This is a genomic window from Verminephrobacter aporrectodeae subsp. tuberculatae At4, assembly GCF_000193225.1.
GTDB classification, from domain to species: Bacteria; Pseudomonadota; Gammaproteobacteria; order Burkholderiales; family Burkholderiaceae_C; genus Acidovorax; species Acidovorax aporrectodeae.
The window spans coordinates 1-17,779 of the sequence record NZ_AFAL01000701.1 but is presented as its reverse complement, the minus strand read 5'-3'; the positions used below and the strand labels follow the sequence as shown (position 1 = coordinate 17,779).

Here is a 17,779-nt window from a genome sequence, read left to right as displayed (position 1 = left end):
GCGCGGATTTCGCCCACACCGTGGCCCCCACGGGCGCGCAACTGGCGGCCGACCCCGAGGCCGCGCGCGCGCTGCTCGCCCGGGCCTGCAGCGACGCCGTGCGGCAGTTGGGGGTGCAGGCGCTCATCCTCGGCGGGGCCGGTCTGGCCGGCATGGCCGCCGCGGTGCAGCCGCAGCTGGACGTTCCGGTCATCGACAGCGTGGTGGCCGGCGCGCACTGGGCGCTGCACGCGCACCCGGCGCCGGCGCAGCGCGCGGCCGCGGGTTTCGACGTCGCCTGGCAGGGCGTGTCGCCGGAGATCAGCGCACTCGGGGCAGGCTGAGAATGTCCACGGGGCGGGGGTCAATGGACAAAGGTCATGGCGCCGGCGTCTTGGACCCGAAATCGCACCAGGGCGCGACCACGCATTTCCAGCAGCGGGGCTTGCGCGCCTGGCACACGTAGCGGCCCAGCAGGATGAGCCAGTGGTGCGCGTCCACGGCGTAGGCCGGCGGAACCCGCTCCAGGAGTTGTATTTCCACCGCCAGCGGGTTCTTTCCGGGGGCCAGACCCGTGCGGTTGCTCACGCGAAAGATATGGGTGTCCACCGCCATGGTGGGCTGACCAAAGGCCACGTTGAGCACCACGTTCGCCGTCTTGCGCCCCACACCGGGCAGGGCCTGCAGCGCCTCGCGCGTGCGCGGCACCACGCCCGCATGCTGCTCCACCAGAATGCGACAGGTCTGCAGCAGGTGGCGCGCCTTGTCCTTGTACAGGCCAATGGTCCTGATATGGCCCTCGAGTCCCTCCAGGCCCAGGTCGAGGATGGCCTGCGGCGAGCCCGCCAGCGCAAACAGCTTGCGTGTGGCCTTGTTCACGCCCACGTCGGTGGCCTGCGCCGAGAGCAGCACGGCGGCGAGCAACTCGAACACGCTGGTGTATTCCAACTCGGTGCGGGGCGTGGGGTTGGCCGCCTCGAGCGCCGCGAAAAAGGGCACGATGGATTCTTTTTTCATGGGTCGATGGGGCGAGAGCAAGCGGACCGGGCGGTGCAGGACGCGGCATCATAAAGCGCCACTCAGACACTGAGCTTACGCACCGGGGCGCTATCATGCGCAATGAAAACACCTCAAAACACATCATGAATCTGACTCGCAAAGAGTGGATTCAAAGCACATGATTTGCCCGGCTTGCCATTGGCCAGACTGCCTGAAATGCGCTTGCATCCCCCCCAAAACACCTCAATGCCCCGGGGGCCGCAAGCAGGTAGAGCCGGGAGCAGAACATTTGCGACACCGTGATGCATGAATAATGATTGGAGACAAAAATGAACCCTCGTATCTTCTGCACTCTGGTGCTTTCCGCTCCGGCAGCCAGCAGCCTCTTTTCAGGTACTGCATGCGCCGAATCGGCCCCGAAGGGCAGCCATGACAAAGCTTTTTGACAAAACATGGACCCGGCGCGGGATTGCGGCGTATTCCGGGCAGTTCTCCCAGTTTGCCGGCGTGGAACTCCTGACCCTGGGGGACGGCGTGGAGCGCGGGGTGCGTTGCCTGGAATTTCGTACCGGCACCGGCCTCAGATTCCGGGTGATGGTGGACCGGGCCTTGGACATCGGCATGTGCGAGTACAAGGCCGCGCCCATCGGATGGCACTCGCCCACCGGATTTCGTCACCCGGGTCTGCACGAGAGCACGGACGAGGACGGTCTGGGCTGGTTGCGCTCGTTCAGCGGCCTGCACGTCACATGCGGTCTTGATCATATTCTGGGTGCAGAAGAGGAGGCCGCCGAACACTACCAATACCGCTTGCGCAAGCGCGTATTCTCCCCACTGCATGGGCGCATCGCGCACACGCCGGGCCGGTTGATCGGATACGGGGAATCCTGGGAAGGCGACGAATGCACCCTGTGGGCCGAGGGTCTCGTAAAACAAGCCGCGGTATTTGGTGAAAATCTGTCCCTGTGGCGCCGAATAGAGGCACGCGTCGGCAGCAACCAGGTCAGGATCCGGGACAGAGTCACGAACGAGGGGTTCTCGAAAACACCGCACATGATGATGTACCACATCAATATTGGCCATCCGGTCCTGTCCGAGGGCAGCCGATTCCTGGCCCCCGTGCGGCATACCCGCTGGGCATCGCATGCGGACAATCTGCAATGGCAAGCCGTCGGCAGCGTCACCCAGGGTGCTCCCCAAGATTGTTTTGAAGAGCAGGTCTATGAGCATGCCATGCAGCCAGACCCGGAAGGCGTCGTGCGCATGGCCTTGGTGAACGACCGTTTTGACGCCGGGCGGGGTCTGGGGCTTGGCATTCAAGTGGATGCGAATCAATTCCCGCACCACCTCCAATGGCAGAACTACCGCAGCGGAATGTACGTCATGGGCATCGAGCCGAGCACACACCATGTGCTCGGCAAGAAATTTGCCAGCGATCGGGGCGAGTTGATCTGGTTGTCGGCAGGCGCAGAGCGTGCGTATGGCGTGGCCTACGACATCCTCGATGGCGCTGCGGAAATTGCACGCTACGAGCGCCTCATCGCCAAAGCCGGCGCACCCGCGCAGGAGGAGTTTCCCGTGCCGACGGGAGATTGGGAACACTGAAGCACCGGCTGCGAAGAATATGCAACAGCCGCCTCGGGCCCGCGCAAGGCTCGCCGACGTCGCCCACCGTGCAGCCGTCTCGGTGGCCACTGCCGACCGGGTGCTGCACGACAGGACAGGGGTGCGCGAATCGACGCGCAAGCGGGTATTGGAGGCCGCTGCGCGCCTGGATTACATCCCGGAAGGAACGCTGGCCAAGATGCTGCACCCGGCTTGCACGCGGCTGAGCTTCATTCTTCCCGAAGGGAATAATCGATTCATCTCCCTGCTGGCTGAATCTGCCTTGCGGGCGCAGGAGCAATTGGCTGCGTACAACGTGCAGTGCAAGGTTCGCTGGGTTGAATCGTTCAACGCCGAGGCGCTGTCCAAGGAGTTGCTGGCGCAAGGGAGGAAATCTGACGGGATTGCCTTCATCCCGCTGGAGCATCCTCTGGTCCGGGATGCGACCAACCACCTGGTCGACTCCGGAGTCCCCGTCATGACGGTCGCGTCCGATCTGTCGAATACCCGCAGGACCGCCTATATCGGTCTGGACAACTATGCAGCCGGCAGAACAGCCGGCTTGGTGCTGGGCAAGTGGAGCGGCGGCCAGGCCGGGCAGGTCGTGATGATTTGTGGCAGCCTGAGCTACCGGGGGCATGGCGAGCGGGAACTGGGATTTCAGCATCTCCTGCAAGAGAGCTTTCCCGAACTCGAGATCACGGGTGTTCGGGAGGGACACGATGACCCCGAGCGCACGTACCAGCAAACGAATGAGCTGATCGCCCAGCACAAGAGATTGGTCGGCATCTACAACGTTGGCGGGGGCGCGGAGGGTGTCGGGCGGGCGCTGAAGAAAGCGGGTCTTGCCGGAAAAGTCAGCTTCGTCGGGCACGAACTCACCCCCGAGACCCGGGGCTTTCTGATTGACGCAACCATGGCGGGCGTGATTCACCAGAACCCGCAATTGGAAGTGATGAACTGCGTGCGGACCCTTGCGAATCTGCGCGAGGGCAAGAAACCGCAGGAAGGAATCGAACCCCTTCGGATCGCTTTGATCGTCCGGGAAAACCTGCCCTGAACCCATTCACCGGGGGAGCGCAACGGGATTTCGTCGCTTGTCGAAAAACCGCCAACTGCTTATGCTGCCCCGCCCACCACCCGCCGCCCACACCATGCAATTTGCCGACCGCCTGAACAACATAGAAACCTCCGCCATCCGGGAGCTTTTCAAGCTGCTGGGCAAGCCCGGGATCATCAGCTTTGCCGGCGGTTTTCCGGACAGCGCCCTGTTCGACGTGGAGGGCGTGCGCGCGGCCAGCCTCCGGGCGCTCAGCGAGACGCCCGGTGCGGCCCTGCAGTACGGCGCCACCGAGGGCTACCAGCCCCTGCGCGAGCAGCTTGCCGCGTTCATGACGAGCAAGGGCGCCCGGGACCTCGCAGCCGAGAACCTCATCGTCACCACCGGCAGCCAGCAGGCGCTGGACCTGCTGGGCAAGACGCTCATCAGCCCGGGCGACAAGGTCATCGTGGAAGGCCCCACGTTTCTGGCCAGCATCCAGTGCTTTCGCCTGTACGGCGCCGAGCTGATCAGCGCCCCCATCGACGGCGACGGCGTCAGGACCGACGCGCTGGAGCGGCTCATCGCCGAGCACCGGCCCAAATTCGTGTACCTGATTCCGACCTTCGGCAACCCCAGCGGCGCCCTGCTGAGCCTGGAGCGCCGCAGGCAGGTGCTGGAGATGGCCGTCCGGCACGAGACCCTCATCGTCGAGGACGACCCTTACGGCGATCTGTACTTCGGCGCGGACCCGCCGCCGCCGAGCCTGCTGAACCTGTCGGCCGGCGTGCCCGCAAGCCGCGCGTTGCTCGCGCACTGCGGCTCGCTGAGCAAGGTGCTCGCACCCGGCCTGCGCGTGGGCTGGATGGTCGCCCCGGCCGAACTGCTGGACAAGGCCAGCATGTGCAAGCAGTTCAGCGACGCGCACACCAGCACCTATGCGCAGGCCACGGCGGCCCAGTACCTCGGGTCCGGCCGCATGCCCGCCACGCTGGCGCGCGTGCGCGCGGTGTACGCGGAGCGCGCCCGGACCATGGGCGAGGCCCTGCGCCGGGAACTGGGCGACGCGATCGCGTTCACCCCGCCCCGGGGCGGCCTGTTCATGTGGCTGCGCCTCACGGGGGCGGGCGGCAAGGTGGCCGACGGCAGCCTGCTGGCCCAGCGTGCGCTGGAAGAGGGCGTGGCCCTTGTTCCGGGCGCGCCGTTCTTCTGCGCCCAACCGGACAAGGCCACGCTGCGCCTGTCGTTCGCCACGGCCGATGGGGAGCAGATCCGCGCCGGCGTGGCCCGGCTGGGCCAGGCCATCTGACATTCCGTGCGCGGCGACCCGGGCGCCGGCAGGACGGACTCAGACGGTGGCCACGGGCGAGACCGGCGAGCCGACGGCCCCCGGCAGATCCAGCGGCGGTGCCGTGAGCAGGAAGCGGTGGCGCCGATGCGCCCGGAGCCAATGCGCCAGCGGCGTCAGGCGCCACAGCTCGCCCAGGTGGATTCCCAGCTTCACGAGGCAGTGCGTGTGCAGTGGCAGTGCGCTGCAGCAGGGGTCGTCGCTGCGCGAGGGATAGTCCTCCACGGCGAGGTTGTCCGAGGCGATCGCGGCCAGCCCGGATTCGTCGATCCAGCGCAGCAAGCGCGCATCGTAGCCGTCCAGGACGGCGCCGGTTTCGGCCAGCACGGCGCTGTCCGGGTTGCCCTGCATGCCGAGCAGGGCCTCGGCGTAGCCCGTGTGCACGCACACCAGATCCCCCGGACCGACCTCGATCGCTTCCGCGTCGAGCACCTGGCGCAGCTTGTCGTAGCCGACCAAGGTCCGGCCGGGTCCGAAATGGGCCTCCAGATCGATCATCACGCCCACCCCTTGCACGCCCGTCCGGGCCAGTTGCTCGATGCCGAGCGCCCGGGCGCGGCTCGTTCCCGCATAGGGCGGCCCGCTGTCCAGGCCGCAATCTTCAACGCCCGCGGGGCCCTGCATGTCCTCGGCCCCGTAGCCGTTGTAGTAGCGGGTTTCCGGCAGGCCGTCGCCATCCGCGTCGAATCGGGTGCCGGCGTGCGCCAGGCTGTCCCACTGGGTCGAGTACTGCAGATGCAAAACGGCCAGGTCGTCGGACAGAACGTCCGGGCGCCGGGGATCGAGCAGGCATTTGAAATTCACCTGCCCCTTGCGCAGGGTCGGGCGCAGCACGGGCGGATGCCGGCTCGGGTTGAGCACCGAGCGCCCCGGAATGTCGAGCGGCAGGCTAAGCACGAAATTGCGCCCTGCCTGTACCTGGCGCACGCCTTCCAGGACTTTCCCGGCGGTGACCAGATGCATGCGCCCGATCTGATCGTCTTCCCCGAATTCACCCCAGTTCGAGCCCTCGGGCCGGTGTTTCCAGCGCCTGTTGCGGTTGCTGTGCGGCATCTTCCGTTGTCCTTCCGGTAAAAAGTCCGACGAACGCAACGACCCGGCGCTGCGCGGTCATCGCTCTGCAAGGCGCATGCTCAGTACTTTCCCATGTAATCGCGCTTGGCCAGTTCCACGCCGTTGTGGCGCGCAATCGCGTAGGTCGTGGTCACATGGAAGAAGAACTGCGGCAGGCCGTAGTGCAGCAGGTAATGCGCGCCCACGAACTTCTTCTCGCGCGGCGTACCCGGCTGTATGGTGATTTGCCGCATCGCGGCGTCGGCAAACTGCGCGACCGGCAGGCCCTCGACAAACGCCAGCACCGCGTCGATGCGCTCGTTCAACTCGGCAAAGCCGGGGCACTGCGCATCGGGGAGCGAGGGCGGCTCCACCCCCGCCAGCCGTGCCGCGACGCCCTTGGCAAAGTCGCAGGCAACCAGCACCTGCCGCGCCAGCGGAAACATGTCGGGAAACAGCCGCGCCTGCAGCAGCGCATCCGGCTCGATCTTGCGTGCCGTGGCGTAGGCCTCGGTCTTGGCGAGCAGGTCCTTCAGGGAACCCAGCATCTGGCGAAAGACGGGGACGCTGGCGTCGTACATGGGAGAGGTCATGGAGAAAATGTCCTGAAAACGGTGTGGGGAGGGGGCTGCGCCGCCATGCCCCATGTCAAACGGGCGCGGGCGGGAGCGCATTGCACCACATTGCAGAAGACTTTGCCGAGCGCGTCGGCAAGAGCTTGCTGGCGCTCAGCCACTGCGTTCGCCATGCGGTCCATCCGAAAATGGACGCCCCCGCGCCCTTGGGGGCAGACATTATTTGGTATTTGCGTAGAAATCGGGCGGCAGGGCGCGTTCCTCGATGACCCGCACCATGCCTTTGAGCAACACGGGAACCACCCACCGGTGAATCGGACCGACGATGGCGAAATAAACCCGCCCGAGGAGGTTCTTGGTTTCGACGGCGGTTGAAACGGCAAGCACCGTCCCCGTGGGGTGCGGCATCATCATGAGCGAGGTCCGAAAGTCCAGATGTTTGTCATCCTGCCCAAGCAGAACTCCCCGGTCAGACAATTTGATGACCTGAAAAAACCCGATCTGCTGACCCGGCAAATAGGGCGGCAAGATCCGTTTGGGATCTCCGGATGCCGTCTTGAGACGAAAAAACCAAACCACCCGGTCGCGCAGCTTCGCCAGAAAGTCAAACCATTTGGGTGTCGAATGGAAGAATCCCGCAAGCAACTCCCAGTTGGCAATATCCTGCCGGTTGATCAGCACGGTACAGGTATCGACATAGGAAAAATCACGCCCCTCCTCCCGAATCATCGAGTTATCAGGAAGGGTGCCATACGCCATGCTCGGCTTTTTTTCGGGGTTCTGATCCATTCTTTTTTCCAGTCCTGATGGCCCAATAGGCGTTATTGCATGCGTTACGCATATCGACGGTCCTTGAAGGAAATCGTCTGTTTATAATCATTCACACTGCCAACTCGGCGAATACTGCCCCATGTGCCCTTGTAGTAGGGGATGAGGTTGCGGTCCACCCAGTTGGTAACTACATCACCATGCACTCCCTTGATGTAGCCGAAGAGCATGAAGGTATGGCCGGGTTTGACTGATTTCAGTGGGTAGGCCATCGCATAGGTGCTACCGTAGTCGTTGAATATCTCCACGATATCACCTGGGTTGACTCCCAACTGTCGAGCATCTTCCATGTTCATCTCGATGAATGCCATCGGAATGCGGTCGCGCACAAACGGGTTGTACTGGTCGTGATATGCCGTCTGCCAGACTTCGTTGGCACGGCCCCCATTTATCCAGTACTTGTGCTTCGCCTTCTGCGCTGCCACCGTCTGAGGCAGGCCATTCCAAGGGGCAGGCTTGAATTCGGCCTTGCCATCCTTCGTATCGAATTTGCTGTCGTCGTAGTGGATTTCAGTCCCGATGAGCTTGTCGCCATCAATGCGCTTGATGGGGAGTTGGACACCATTGTTGCCGGCCTTGCGAAGCAACGCATACGTGGCCATGTAACCTGTGTCACCACCCTGGCTATCGATGGGCCCCACACCCGGGCGACCCGCTCGACGGAAGCCGTCATTAAACGCGTCCTCTTCACTCTTCCAGTCAAAGTCATTGAATCGCTTGGCCATGTCTGCTTTGTTGTCCCGCAGATAGAGGGTCTTCAGAGAGTTGGCAATGTCTGCGGCAATCAGGCAGTCAGGCTTCGCAGTGCCCGGGGGATCCATGAACTTCTCGGAGAGTCGCAGCCGGCGTTCACCGTTCATGGAGGTCACATTCATTTCTCCCGGGTGTGTAGCTGGCAATAGCAAATGGGCCTCCTCGGAAATGGTCGTAGGGTACAGATTCATCGCTGCAATGAACATCCCGCCCTTGTTCTTGCACGCGCCATAGATGACATCAATGAGTTGCTCGGTGCTCGCTCCTTGAGCCTTTGCAATGGCCTCATTGACTATCTTGGCGCGACGGCTAAGAGCCCGGCGGTGCTGCTCTGCGTTGAGAGTCGTCTGGAATGGATTTGTGCCCCACAGGGTATACATCAATCCCTTTCCGTTGATGACTTCTTGGTCGATATAAATCTTCTTGTCGCCCGGGTATGGAGGGCGCACGTAGCCCTCTTGGTGTCCACCGAGACGGCACACCCCGGTGCCACGTCGCCCCACATTCTGGGTTGCCAGCACCAAGCTCACCAATGCGCTCTGAATGACGTAGTTGTCGTTGCCCCAAATAATGCCTTTCTCGTAGGGATGGAACGTGCGGGGGCGGTGGCCTGATGCCTTCGGCTTGTAAGCCCAGTCTGCTGCTTGCTTGAGCCTGTCCACCGAGATGCCCGTCGCCTTGGATCCATCTTCCAAGCTCATACGATTGGTCTTCACAGCATCTTCGAAGCCCTTGGTATGCTTGGCTATGAAGTCCTTGTCATGCCAGCTCTGGTCGACCACATAGCTGAAGAGCGTGTTGAACAATGCAGTATCCGAGCCCGGCTCAATGTCCAGGTGCAGTACGTTTTCCTTGCCCGCGACTTGCTCGCAAATGGCAATGGTTGCCGTGCGGCGGGGATCAACGATGATGACCTTGGCAGCTGCAGCGGTTTCTCCCGGGAACCACTTCTTTTTCTTATCCACCGTAGCGCCACTCAGATTTGGCATCCAGTGATTGAGAAAGTAGTTTGACTGAGTTTCATACGGATTGGCACCTGTGCAGAAGATGGTGTCGGCCAGTTGCGCATCTTCATAGCTGTTGTTCAACTCTCCCACGCCCATCTCTCGAGTGGCATGGCATTCAGAGTTATAGGCGGGGCGGTTGTGAATGCGGGCCATCTGGGTTTGCAGCGCACTGAACATGAGCTTGCCGGTACCCCACGTGTTTTCAAATCCGCCACCTGCTCCACCGTGGTCGAAGCAGTCAAAAAATAATCCATTCGGACCATCGTTGTCGAGAATTTTCTTTGTCAGGCCTGCGTACAGCGCTATCGCGTTGTCCCAATCAGTATCAAGCCATAGGTCACCACGGAAGATACGAGGATTCTTCAGCCGTTCCTTGGTGATGCCATCGTGGGCGTACATGTACAAAGCCATCTTGCCACCGCGCGTTGATGACAGACCGCTGTTCACCACGCATTCCTTATCAGGAACAACCATGATGTTCCAACGCTTTCCCGACTTATCGGTGATGGTGTTCGTCATCGCCTTGGTCATGGTGATGGACAGAGGCGGGACCTGTTTTGTAAAGTCCACTCCCAAGGCGTTTTGACTTGCAGGGCGGCCACCTTCCTTGTTCGAGTCCCACTTGTAAACGTGGTACCCACATCCAACGATGCAGAAGTGGCACGTCATATTTGACTTCTGCGCATCCTTCGGAGGTAGTGCAATGCGGTCATTGATGTTGGTGGGCATGATGCGCTTCTCAGAGTCTGTAAATAAATGACGGTGCGAATATTACTTGTTTTTACGCGATTAGTGTCACCACAAATTCAATCGCATGGTGGTTCTGAGCTTGGCCTTCGCAGCCTGAAACGTGCAGAACAAGCCATTGCAGGCGACCATGGCGCGCCAAGATGCGCTACATCAAAGCAAACTCGCCCCTTAAGAAGCACTTCGGCTCCAATCGCGCCATCTTCCAGAGCCAGAGTGCTTTGCCTCGTCGAATTCGTTGCTGAAATTGAAAAATTCACATGCGCTCAGAGAATGTTGAATTGGCGGCCATAAATCAGACCATCAACACCAACTGCTGTGATAGAGTCGATTTTTGAGTTATACTCCAACTGAATCTTGGGGAGATCTTCGGTCGCCTGACCGCAGACCATCTGCCCGCTGTTTTCGGGGTCAAAGATGGAGTAGTGGCATCCACACTTGAACGTGCGTGTCCCTCCGTCATATGTCACTGGGCAGCCCATGTGCGTGCACATTGAGCTGAAGGCAACGATGTCACCACCAGGTCCCACACCACCAGGGACGGCATTGCCCATGCGGATGGCATAGCACGGTGAACTGGTATCGGGGTACGAGAACGGTATCGCTTGGTTCACAGGCATTCCCTTGACCTTGCCGATGGCCTTGCGGGGATACAAAAGCGTAGTTCCCATTGCGTCTGCTGGCACCGGGGTAGCGTTCACACTATGGATCGGGATGACCGTGGATCCTGCCACCACAGCAACTCCACCCGACTTCAGAAAGAAGCGGCGCGCGATCCTGACGTCGTTCATGTTATTCTCCGTTTTGATATTTTCCTTCTGGTGCCGGGAGCGTCACCTGAGTGCCCGCATTGGGATCGAAGTGAAATTCGTCGCACAGAAGTCGTATCAGTCCATCCTGAACCTGAAATTCGCCGGTTCAATCGACACAGTTTGGATATGCGACCATACCCGGGCGCCAGTCCCTCTTTACCAATAATCACCAAGAGCCTGAACCACCGAAGGCGATTTTCCGGTGCCAACACTCCCAGGACCTTGACCACTTCCGTTTGTTGCATGGGTATCCTTCAAACAACTGCGGGGGTTTTCTTGTCCACGCTTACCGGCAAAGCGAGTGTGATCAGCCAACAGATGAGCAGCATTACGGCCGACCCGCCGAGAGCATATATCAGTCCGCCCCATTGGTATAATAATCCGGACATCAGCGTTCCAAAAAAGCGTCCAAGCGCGTTGGCAGCATAGTAGAAGCCAACGTCCTCGGCGGTCTTCTGCGAGCCGGCGTAGGCCAGAACCAAGTACGAGTGAACGGAGGAGTTGACGGCAAAAGCAAAGCCGAAGAGACCCAACCCTCCCACCACAACCCATTCCAGATAGGGCGCCTGCAATACAAGCGCCACGGCAATCGCGATCGGAACAAGCGCCAGGATTGCTGACCACAGACGGGCCGCTGGAACCTCTTCGCTCAGACCGTCCGGGCTCCGTTTGACAATCTTCGGCGCCAGCGCCTGCACCAGACCATAGCCAATGGTCCAAGCGGCGAGAAACCCGCCCACCATCGTGAACGTCCAGCCTTGCGAATACAAAAAGACCGGCACGCCGACGACGAACCAGACATCGCGCGCTCCGAAAAGCACCACGCGAGCAGCTGCCAGCGCGTTGATGCCAGCGTTTTTTGCGAACAATTCTTTGGCGGATCGGGATGCCTTGCTCTTGCCCATCATCCTGGGTAGCGACGTGACGACACCGAGCAGCACCAGCGCGAGCAACGCGATCATCGCCCAGAGTGCCAACCTGAAGCCAAGCGCTTGCAGAAGCAGTCCACCCAGGAAGAAGCCTACGCCCTTCATCGCATTCTTGCTGCCCGTGAACCAGGCAACCCACTTGAAGAGTTGGCCCGCAACTTGTTGCTTTGCCTCTGCCGAAGTGAGCTTGATGGCAGATTTGCTGGCCGTCTTGGTCAGGTCCTTGGCGACCCCGCATATGCCCTGGGCCAGAACGACCCATACGACCGACATTGCGTCCGACCATGCGGAATCGAGCCGGGACAATAAAGCGAACCCGATGATTTGGGTCAGTAGTCCCACCGTCAGCATGCGTGTGATGCCATGGCGTGTCGCAAGCCATCCGCCGATAAGATTGGCCAGCACGCCGGCAGCTTCGTAGAGCAGGAAGAGAAAGGCCAGAGCGAATGGCGAGTACCCCAAGCGATAGAAGTGCAGCAGCACCAGCATGCGCAACGCACCGTCCGTCAGGGTGAATCCCCAGTAGGCCGCGGTGACGATGGCGTAGTTGCGCGTGGCGTGACCCTGCATCTCAAACACCGACTTCACGCATGTGACAGGCCAAATCAACCATGCGGCAGGCGTAGCCCATTTCGTTGTCGTACCAAGCGTAGACCTTCAGGAGCGAGTCGTCGGTCACCATGGTCGACAAGGCATCGACGACAGAACTGCGGGTGTCACCTGCGTAGTCCGCACTCACCAAGGGTCGTTCCTCGTAACCGAGAATGCCTGCCAGGCAGGACTCGGCGGCTTGTTTGAAGAGCGCGTTTACTTCCTCCGCCGTGGTCTTGCGCTCAAGCTCAAAAACGCAGTCCGTCAACGAAGCATTCAGCACCGGAACACGCACCGCATGACCATTGAGCCGGCCCTTAAGTTCGGGATAAATCAGTGCAATGGCACTGGCGCTACCCGTCGTCGTCGGCGCCAGACTCTGCATGGCACTGCGGGCGCGGCGCAGGTCCTTGTGCGTAGCGTCCACGACCACATTGGTGTTGGTCGGGCTGTGCAGGGTCGTAATCTGCCCATGCTTGATGCCGATATTTTCGTGTACCACCTTCACCACCGGTGCCAGGCAGTTCGTAGTGCAGGAAGCGGCCGTGACGATGCGGTTCCTGGCGGGGTCGTAGAGTTCATGATTGACGCCGACCACGACGTTCAGAACGTCCCCAACTTTCACAGGAGCCGCCACGATGATCCTTTTCGCACCTCGGTCAAGGTGCCCCTGGAGGGACTCGGGATTCAGGAATTTCCCTGTGCATTCCAAGACGGTGTCCACCCCCAGTTCGCCCCATGGGATCTCTGCCGCAGCGGGATGCGCGCTGAACGAGAGCCGCTTGCTGCCAATGACAATGGCCTTGTCACCCTCGGCGCGGATATTCTCGCGCCACCTGCCTTGCACCGTATCGAACGCGAGCAAATGCGCGGTTGCGTTTGCTTCGCCCTTGATTTCGTTCAGATGAACGACTTCCAGGCGATTGCCGGCGCGGGGGTCATCGGGCTGGCGCTCTGCGGCGCCTAGCGCCGCACGAAGGGCCAAACGACCGATGCGGCCCATCCCGTTGATGCCCACTTTCATCACTTTCATCGCATGCCTCTTTTCCTTTATCCATCAAGGGTAGCATGATCGAATGACAGTTAGATGACTGGCACCTGAAGTGAAACAACATCCAAAAAATCCTCAGAGCCAATCCGCGCACGAGAAAATGCGCTTGAATACCAGATCGATCCCGGGATCGAGGTCGCCCGGATTCATGAACGAGGATGCACGCTGCGCCAACGGCTCCCGACGCGAAAGTGTATTTCATAAGCCGCGCATCAACACTAGAATCGCGCTTCGCCTTTTCGGCGATATGGGGGTGGCCGCCGGCCGCCCCGCCACCGCACCCTTCTGGAGATTTGTGCATGACCGCTCGCATCGAGGCCGCCTCGCCCCATTTGATGAACACCTATGGCCGCGCACCGATCGCGCTGGTGCGCGGGCAGGGCTGCCGAGTCTGGGACGTGAACGGCAAGGAATACCTCGACGGCCTGAGCGGAGTCGGCGTGAACACGCTGGGCCATAACCACGCCAAGCTGGTTGCGGCCTTGCAGCAGCAGCTCACGCAGATCATCCATTCCTCCAACTACTACCACGTGCCCCTGCAGGAGGCGCTGGCCGCGAAGCTGGTGGAACTTTCGGGAATGCGCAATGTGTTCTTCTGCAACTCGGGGCTGGAGGCGAACGAGGCGGCGCTCAAGATCGCGCGCAAGTACGGCGTGGACCAGGGCATCGCCCGGCCCGAGATCGTGGTCTACGAGAAGGCCTTTCATGGCCGCTCCTTCGCCTCCATGGCGGCCACGGACAACCCCAAGGTCCGCAGCGGCTTTGGCCCGCTGGTCGAGGGCTTCGTGCGCGTGCCGCTGAACGACATCCGGGCCATCGAACAGGCCACCGCGAACCGGCCCGACGTGGTCGCCGTGTTCTTCGAGAGCATACAGGGCGAGGGCGGAGTCAACCCCCTGCACACCGAGTATCTGCAGCAGCTGCGCAGGCTCTGCGACGCGCGCGGCTGGCTCATGATGGCCGACGAAGTGCAGTGCGGAACGGCGCGCACCGGCAAATGGTTTGCCCACCAATGGGCGGGCATCGTCCCCGACGTGATGCCCCTGGCCAAGGGCCTGGGGTCGGGTGTTCCGATCGGCGCCGTCGTGGCCGGCCCCAGGGCCGCGAACGTGCTGCAACCGGGCAACCATGGCAGCACCTTTGGCGGCAATCCGCTGGCCATGCGCGCGGGCGTCGAGACGCTGCGCATCATCGAAGAAGACGGCCTGCTGCACAACGCCGCCACCGTGGGCGCGCAGCTGCGGGCGGCGCTCGAGCGCAAACTCGGCGGCTTGGCCGGAGTCAACGACATCCGGGGCCAGGGCCTGATGCTGGGTATTGAGCTGGACCGGCCCTGCGGCGCGCTGATCGCGCGCGCGGCCGAAGCCGGGCTGCTGCTGAACGTGACCGCAGACCGCGTGATCCGCCTCCTGCCCCCGCTGATCCTGTGCAGCGCCGAGGCCGACGAGATCGTCGCGAAACTGGTCCCGCTGGTGCGGGCGATTCTGGCCGAGTGAGGCGCAGCAGGAAACCCCATGAAGCATTACCTGCAATTCAACGACCTGGACGCCGACGAATACGCCCACCTGTTCGAGCGCGCGGCGCACATCAAGAGGAAGTTCAAAGCCTACGAAAAGCACCACCCGCTGGTGGACCGCACGCTGGCCATGATCTTCGAGAAGGCGAGCACGCGCACGCGCGTGAGCTTCGAGGCGGGCATGTACCAGCTCGGCGGCAGCGTGGTGCATCTGACCACGGGGGACAGCCAGCTGGGCCGCGCCGAGCCCATCGAGGACAGCGCCCGGGTCATCAGCCGCATGGTCGATCTGGTGATGATCCGCACCTACGAGCAGGCGCGCATCGAGCGCTTCGCCGCGCACTCGCGCGTTCCCGTGATCAACGGCCTGACGAATGAGTTCCACCCCTGCCAGATCCTGGCGGACATCTTCACCTTCATCGAACACCGCGGCCCCATCCAGGGCCGCACGGTGGCCTGGGTGGGCGACGGCAACAACATGGCCAACACGTGGCTGCAAGCCGCCGCGCTGCTCGGCTTCAAGGTGCACGTGAGCACGCCGCGCGGCTACGAAATCGATGAAAAATGGACCGCAGGCGCGCGGGACGTCGGCACCGAAAGCTACCGGTTCTTTGCCGACCCGCTGGCCGCCTGCGCGGGCGCCGACCTGGTCACCACCGATGTCTGGACCAGCATGGGCTACGAGGCCGAGAACGAGGCGCGCAAGAGGGCCTTCGCCGACTGGTGCGTGGACGCCGAGATGATGGCCGCGGCCCGGCCCGACGCGCTGTTCATGCACTGCCTGCCCGCGCACCGCGGCGAGGAGGTGCAGGCCGACGTGCTCGACGGCCCCCAGTCCGTCGTCTGGGACGAGGCAGAGAACCGCATGCACGCGCAGAAGGCGCTCATGGAATACCTTCTGCTGGGCCGCGACGCATAAGCGCCCGGCTCAGGGCAACTCAAACCCCAGCCGCTGCAGCGCCGCCTGCGCCGCCGGTTGCCGCAGCGCCAGGGCAAATGCCTGCGCTGCGGGGGCTGCGCCCTGGCGCAGCGTCATCGCGTAAGCCGCCCCAACCTGCAGCGCCGGGGGGAGTGGCAGCACCCGCAGGCGCGGCCGTTCGGCCCGCGCTGCGACCGCGTTCGTGCAGTAAGTCAGCAACACGTCGGCCCGGTCTTGCTCCATCAGCCACAGGTAGGCGTTGCGGCCCGCGGGCGGCATGGGCGAGTCGGCGCCGCCCGTGAGCTTCAGGGCCTTGGCGTCGAGCAGCGCGTAGGCCCCGGGTCGCAGCGCGTCGGCCCGGCGAAAGAACTCCCAGGCGTAATCCCCCGAGGGGTCGGCCCGGGGCGTGGAGGTGCCCACCCGCACGTCGCTGCGCAGCAGGGTCGCGAGCAGGGTGTCGGGTGTGGCGTCGATCTTCTCGCTGCCGAGCGCGCACAGGGTATTGCGCGCAAACACCACCGGTGCCTGCCAGCCGGCGCCTGCCGCCAGGCGCTCGGGATGCGCGGTATTTGCCGAGGCAAACAGCTGCGCGGGCGCGCCCTTTTCGATGCGCTCGCGCAGCAGGCCCGACGCGCCAAAGGTCAGCGCCACCTTCTGCCCCGTGCGCGCCTGGTGCTCGCGCGCGATTTCGGTCAGGGCTGCGCGCAAGCTTCCGGCGGCGTAGACCTGCACGGCGTCGGCGTCAGCATCAACGTCGGCCCCGGGCGCGGTCGGCGTGGAGCAGGCACCAAGCAGCATGGCGCACGCGGCAATCGCCGCAGTTGCCCGGGAACGGCAGGCCATGGCGCTATTTGGGGGCGTTCGGGAAGAACAGCTGCTCGCCGCCGATCCGGTAGTCGGCGATGGCCGCCTGCCCGGCGGGCGAGAGCACCCAGTCGATGAACTTTTGCGCGTCCTGCGCCTTCACGTGCGCGTGCCGGGCGGGGTTGACGGCGATCACGCCGTACTGGTTGAAGAGCCTGGTGTCGCCCTCGACCAGGATCGCCAGGTCGGCGCGGTTCCTGAAGTTCAGCCAGGTGCCGCGGTCGGTCAGCGCGTAGGCACCGCTGGACGCCGCGATGTTCAGCGCAGGGCCCATTCCACAACCGCACTCCCTGTAGCCGCTGCCCTTGCCCGCGTCGGCGAGCTTCCAGTAGCGCAGCTCGGCCGCGTGCGTGCCGCTCTTGTCGCCGCGCGAGACAAAGCTGCCGTTCGCCGCGGCCAGCTTGTGCAGCGCCTGCACGATGTCCTTGCCGCGCGTGCCTGCGGGGTCGTCCTTCGGGCCCACCAGGACGAAGTCGTTGTACATCACGGGGTAGCGCTGCACGCCCCAGCCGTCGGCGACGAACTGCTCTTCGGCCGCCTGGTCGTGCACGAACAGCAGGTCGGCGTCGCCCCGGCGCCCCATGTCGAGCGCCTGGCCGGTTCCCAGCGCGACCACCTTGACGTCCAGTCCGCTGGCCTTTTTGAACGCGGGAAGCAGCTGGCCAAACAGTCCCGATTGCTCGGTGGAGGTGGTCGATGCGAGCGTGATGCTCTGCGCGGACGCAGCGGCCCCGCAGGCCAGCAGAACGCCGGCCAGAAGAAAACGACGGACCCGCGCCGGGGCGCGAAAAAACCTGCAATGCGTCATACCAGTTCTCCTTTGACGAACAAACGGGCGGCCTCGGGCAGTGGGCCGTTGAAGAAATCGTGCACCGGCAGGTCGGCGACCAGGCGGCCATGCTCCATATAGATCACGCGCCGGGCCAGGCGCTTGACCTGGCCCAGATTGTGGCTGCTGAACACCATGGTCACGGGCTGCGCGGCGCCGGCGGCAGCAGCAGCGAAGTCGGCGAGCAGCGCCTCGACCTCGCGCTTGGCGTGCGGGTCCAGGCTGGCGGTGGGCTCGTCGAGCAGCAGCACGTCCGGCCTCAGGGCCCAGGCGCGCGCAAGTGCCAGGCGCTGCTGCTGGCCCGCCGACAGGGTGCGCGCGTTCCGCGCGGCAAC

Annotated in this window: 17 protein-coding genes; 6 read left to right on the top strand and 11 right to left on the bottom strand. The window is 62.9% G+C overall.

Features of this window, described 5'->3' with window-relative positions:
• Positions 1 to 323, top strand: a 323-nt coding sequence (locus VTU_RS0119870) for an aspartate/glutamate racemase family protein (RefSeq protein WP_010107809.1), incomplete at its 5' end; no start/stop codon positions are given.
• 34 nt (positions 324 to 357) lie between these two features.
• Here VTU_RS0119870 and nth read toward each other — a convergent pair.
• A complete protein-coding gene (gene nth, locus VTU_RS0119865; protein WP_010107808.1) occupies positions 358 to 996 on the bottom strand; it encodes an endonuclease III in 639 nt (212 codons plus the stop codon).
• 489 nt (positions 997 to 1,485) lie between these two features.
• Between nth and VTU_RS0119860 the strand changes: the two genes are divergently transcribed.
• The 3 genes from VTU_RS0119860 (at position 1,486) to VTU_RS0119850 (ending at position 4,931) form a co-directional block, all read left to right on the top strand.
• On the top strand, positions 1,486 to 2,583 hold the full coding sequence (locus tag VTU_RS0119860) for an aldose 1-epimerase family protein (protein WP_201766164.1): 1,098 nt from the start codon (positions 1,486 to 1,488) through the stop codon (positions 2,581 to 2,583).
• Complete coding sequence (locus VTU_RS0119855; RefSeq protein WP_236610810.1) at positions 2,483 to 3,643, top strand: LacI family DNA-binding transcriptional regulator; 1,161 nt, start codon at positions 2,483 to 2,485, stop codon at positions 3,641 to 3,643. Before VTU_RS0119860 ends, VTU_RS0119855 begins: the two co-directional genes overlap by 101 nt.
• A 94-nt stretch (positions 3,644 to 3,737) precedes the next feature.
• Positions 3,738 to 4,931, top strand: a complete 1,194-nt coding sequence (locus VTU_RS0119850; RefSeq protein ID WP_010107801.1) for an aminotransferase-like domain-containing protein — start codon at positions 3,738 to 3,740, stop codon at positions 4,929 to 4,931.
• 39 nt (positions 4,932 to 4,970) lie between these two features.
• On the opposite strand, the gene VTU_RS0119845 is transcribed toward VTU_RS0119850, so the two are convergent.
• From VTU_RS0119845 to VTU_RS0119815, 7 genes are all read right to left on the bottom strand, one after another.
• Entirely contained in the window at positions 4,971 to 6,023 is a 1,053-nt protein-coding gene (locus VTU_RS0119845) for a cyclase family protein (RefSeq protein ID WP_010107799.1), read from the bottom strand.
• An 80-nt stretch (positions 6,024 to 6,103) separates the two neighbouring features.
• Complete coding sequence (locus tag VTU_RS0119840) at positions 6,104 to 6,616, bottom strand: DUF1993 domain-containing protein (protein WP_029554583.1); 513 nt, start codon at positions 6,614 to 6,616, stop codon at positions 6,104 to 6,106.
• A gap of 201 nt (positions 6,617 to 6,817) precedes the next feature.
• Positions 6,818 to 7,387: a DUF2867 domain-containing protein gene (locus VTU_RS30845; protein ID WP_010107792.1), complete on the bottom strand. Its 570-nt coding sequence runs from the start codon at positions 7,385 to 7,387 to the stop codon at positions 6,818 to 6,820.
• Positions 7,388 to 7,431: 44 nt separating this feature from the next.
• Positions 7,432 to 9,915, bottom strand: coding sequence for an arsenate reductase (azurin) large subunit (locus VTU_RS0119830; RefSeq protein ID WP_029554582.1), 2,484 nt, complete (start codon positions 9,913 to 9,915; stop codon positions 7,432 to 7,434).
• Positions 9,916 to 10,199: 284 nt separating this feature from the next.
• A complete protein-coding gene (locus VTU_RS28855; protein ID WP_010107786.1) occupies positions 10,200 to 10,724 on the bottom strand; it encodes an arsenate reductase (azurin) small subunit in 525 nt (174 codons plus the stop codon).
• Between the two features lie 275 nt (positions 10,725 to 10,999).
• Positions 11,000 to 12,244 (bottom strand): organoarsenical effux MFS transporter ArsJ, encoded by a 1,245-nt coding sequence (gene arsJ / locus VTU_RS0119820; protein WP_040893384.1) that lies wholly within the window; start codon positions 12,242 to 12,244, stop codon positions 11,000 to 11,002.
• A 1-nt stretch (position 12,245) separates the two neighbouring features.
• Positions 12,246 to 13,289, bottom strand: a complete 1,044-nt coding sequence (locus VTU_RS0119815) for an ArsJ-associated glyceraldehyde-3-phosphate dehydrogenase (RefSeq protein WP_010107782.1) — start codon at positions 13,287 to 13,289, stop codon at positions 12,246 to 12,248.
• A gap of 326 nt (positions 13,290 to 13,615) precedes the next feature.
• Between VTU_RS0119815 and VTU_RS0119805 the strand changes: the two genes are divergently transcribed.
• Together VTU_RS0119805 and argF are read left to right on the top strand one after the other, a co-directional pair.
• Positions 13,616 to 14,812, top strand: a complete 1,197-nt coding sequence (locus tag VTU_RS0119805; protein ID WP_010107777.1) for an aspartate aminotransferase family protein — start codon at positions 13,616 to 13,618, stop codon at positions 14,810 to 14,812.
• An 18-nt stretch (positions 14,813 to 14,830) separates the two neighbouring features.
• Complete coding sequence (argF, locus tag VTU_RS0119800; RefSeq protein ID WP_010107775.1) at positions 14,831 to 15,751, top strand: ornithine carbamoyltransferase; 921 nt, start codon at positions 14,831 to 14,833, stop codon at positions 15,749 to 15,751.
• A gap of 9 nt (positions 15,752 to 15,760) precedes the next feature.
• Here the strand turns inward: argF and VTU_RS0119795 are convergent, their stop codons facing one another.
• From VTU_RS0119795 to VTU_RS0119785, 3 genes are all read right to left on the bottom strand, one after another.
• A complete protein-coding gene (locus VTU_RS0119795) occupies positions 15,761 to 16,594 on the bottom strand; it encodes a molybdate ABC transporter substrate-binding protein (protein WP_010107773.1) in 834 nt (277 codons plus the stop codon).
• Between the two features lie 4 nt (positions 16,595 to 16,598).
• Positions 16,599 to 17,423, bottom strand: a complete 825-nt coding sequence (locus VTU_RS0119790; protein ID WP_010107771.1) for an ABC transporter substrate-binding protein — start codon at positions 17,421 to 17,423, stop codon at positions 16,599 to 16,601.
• The coding region (locus tag VTU_RS0119785; protein WP_010107768.1) for an ATP-binding cassette domain-containing protein at positions 17,420 to 17,779 on the bottom strand (360 nt) is incomplete at its 5' end. The genes VTU_RS0119785 and VTU_RS0119790, both read right to left, overlap by 4 nt.

What these genes read in the sequence shown, in the direction of transcription:
- nth (WP_010107808.1), bottom strand. Translation starts at nt 996, where the DNA reads ATGAAAAAAGAATCCATCGTGCCCTTTTTCGCGGCGCTCGAGGCGGCC.
- VTU_RS0119855 (WP_236610810.1), top strand. Translation starts at nt 2,483, where the DNA reads ATGGCGCTGCGGAAATTGCACGCTACGAGCGCCTCATCGCCAAAGCCG.
- VTU_RS0119850 (WP_010107801.1), top strand. Translation starts at nt 3,738, where the DNA reads ATGCAATTTGCCGACCGCCTGAACAACATAGAAACCTCCGCCATCCGG.
- VTU_RS0119845 (WP_010107799.1), bottom strand. Translation starts at nt 6,023, where the DNA reads ATGCCGCACAGCAACCGCAACAGGCGCTGGAAACACCGGCCCGAGGGC.
- VTU_RS0119840 (WP_029554583.1), bottom strand. Translation starts at nt 6,616, where the DNA reads ATGACCTCTCCCATGTACGACGCCAGCGTCCCCGTCTTTCGCCAGATG.
- VTU_RS30845 (WP_010107792.1), bottom strand. Translation starts at nt 7,387, where the DNA reads ATGGATCAGAACCCCGAAAAAAAGCCGAGCATGGCGTATGGCACCCTT.
- VTU_RS0119830 (WP_029554582.1), bottom strand. Translation starts at nt 9,915, where the DNA reads ATGCCCACCAACATCAATGACCGCATTGCACTACCTCCGAAGGATGCG.
- VTU_RS28855 (WP_010107786.1), bottom strand. Translation starts at nt 10,724, where the DNA reads ATGAACGACGTCAGGATCGCGCGCCGCTTCTTTCTGAAGTCGGGTGGA.
- arsJ (WP_040893384.1), bottom strand. Translation starts at nt 12,244, where the DNA reads ATGCAGGGTCACGCCACGCGCAACTACGCCATCGTCACCGCGGCCTAC.
- VTU_RS0119815 (WP_010107782.1), bottom strand. Translation starts at nt 13,289, where the DNA reads ATGAAAGTGGGCATCAACGGGATGGGCCGCATCGGTCGTTTGGCCCTT.
- VTU_RS0119805 (WP_010107777.1), top strand. Translation starts at nt 13,616, where the DNA reads ATGACCGCTCGCATCGAGGCCGCCTCGCCCCATTTGATGAACACCTAT.
- argF (WP_010107775.1), top strand. Translation starts at nt 14,831, where the DNA reads ATGAAGCATTACCTGCAATTCAACGACCTGGACGCCGACGAATACGCC.
- VTU_RS0119795 (WP_010107773.1), bottom strand. Translation starts at nt 16,594, where the DNA reads ATGGCCTGCCGTTCCCGGGCAACTGCGGCGATTGCCGCGTGCGCCATG.
- VTU_RS0119790 (WP_010107771.1), bottom strand. Translation starts at nt 17,423, where the DNA reads ATGACGCATTGCAGGTTTTTTCGCGCCCCGGCGCGGGTCCGTCGTTTT.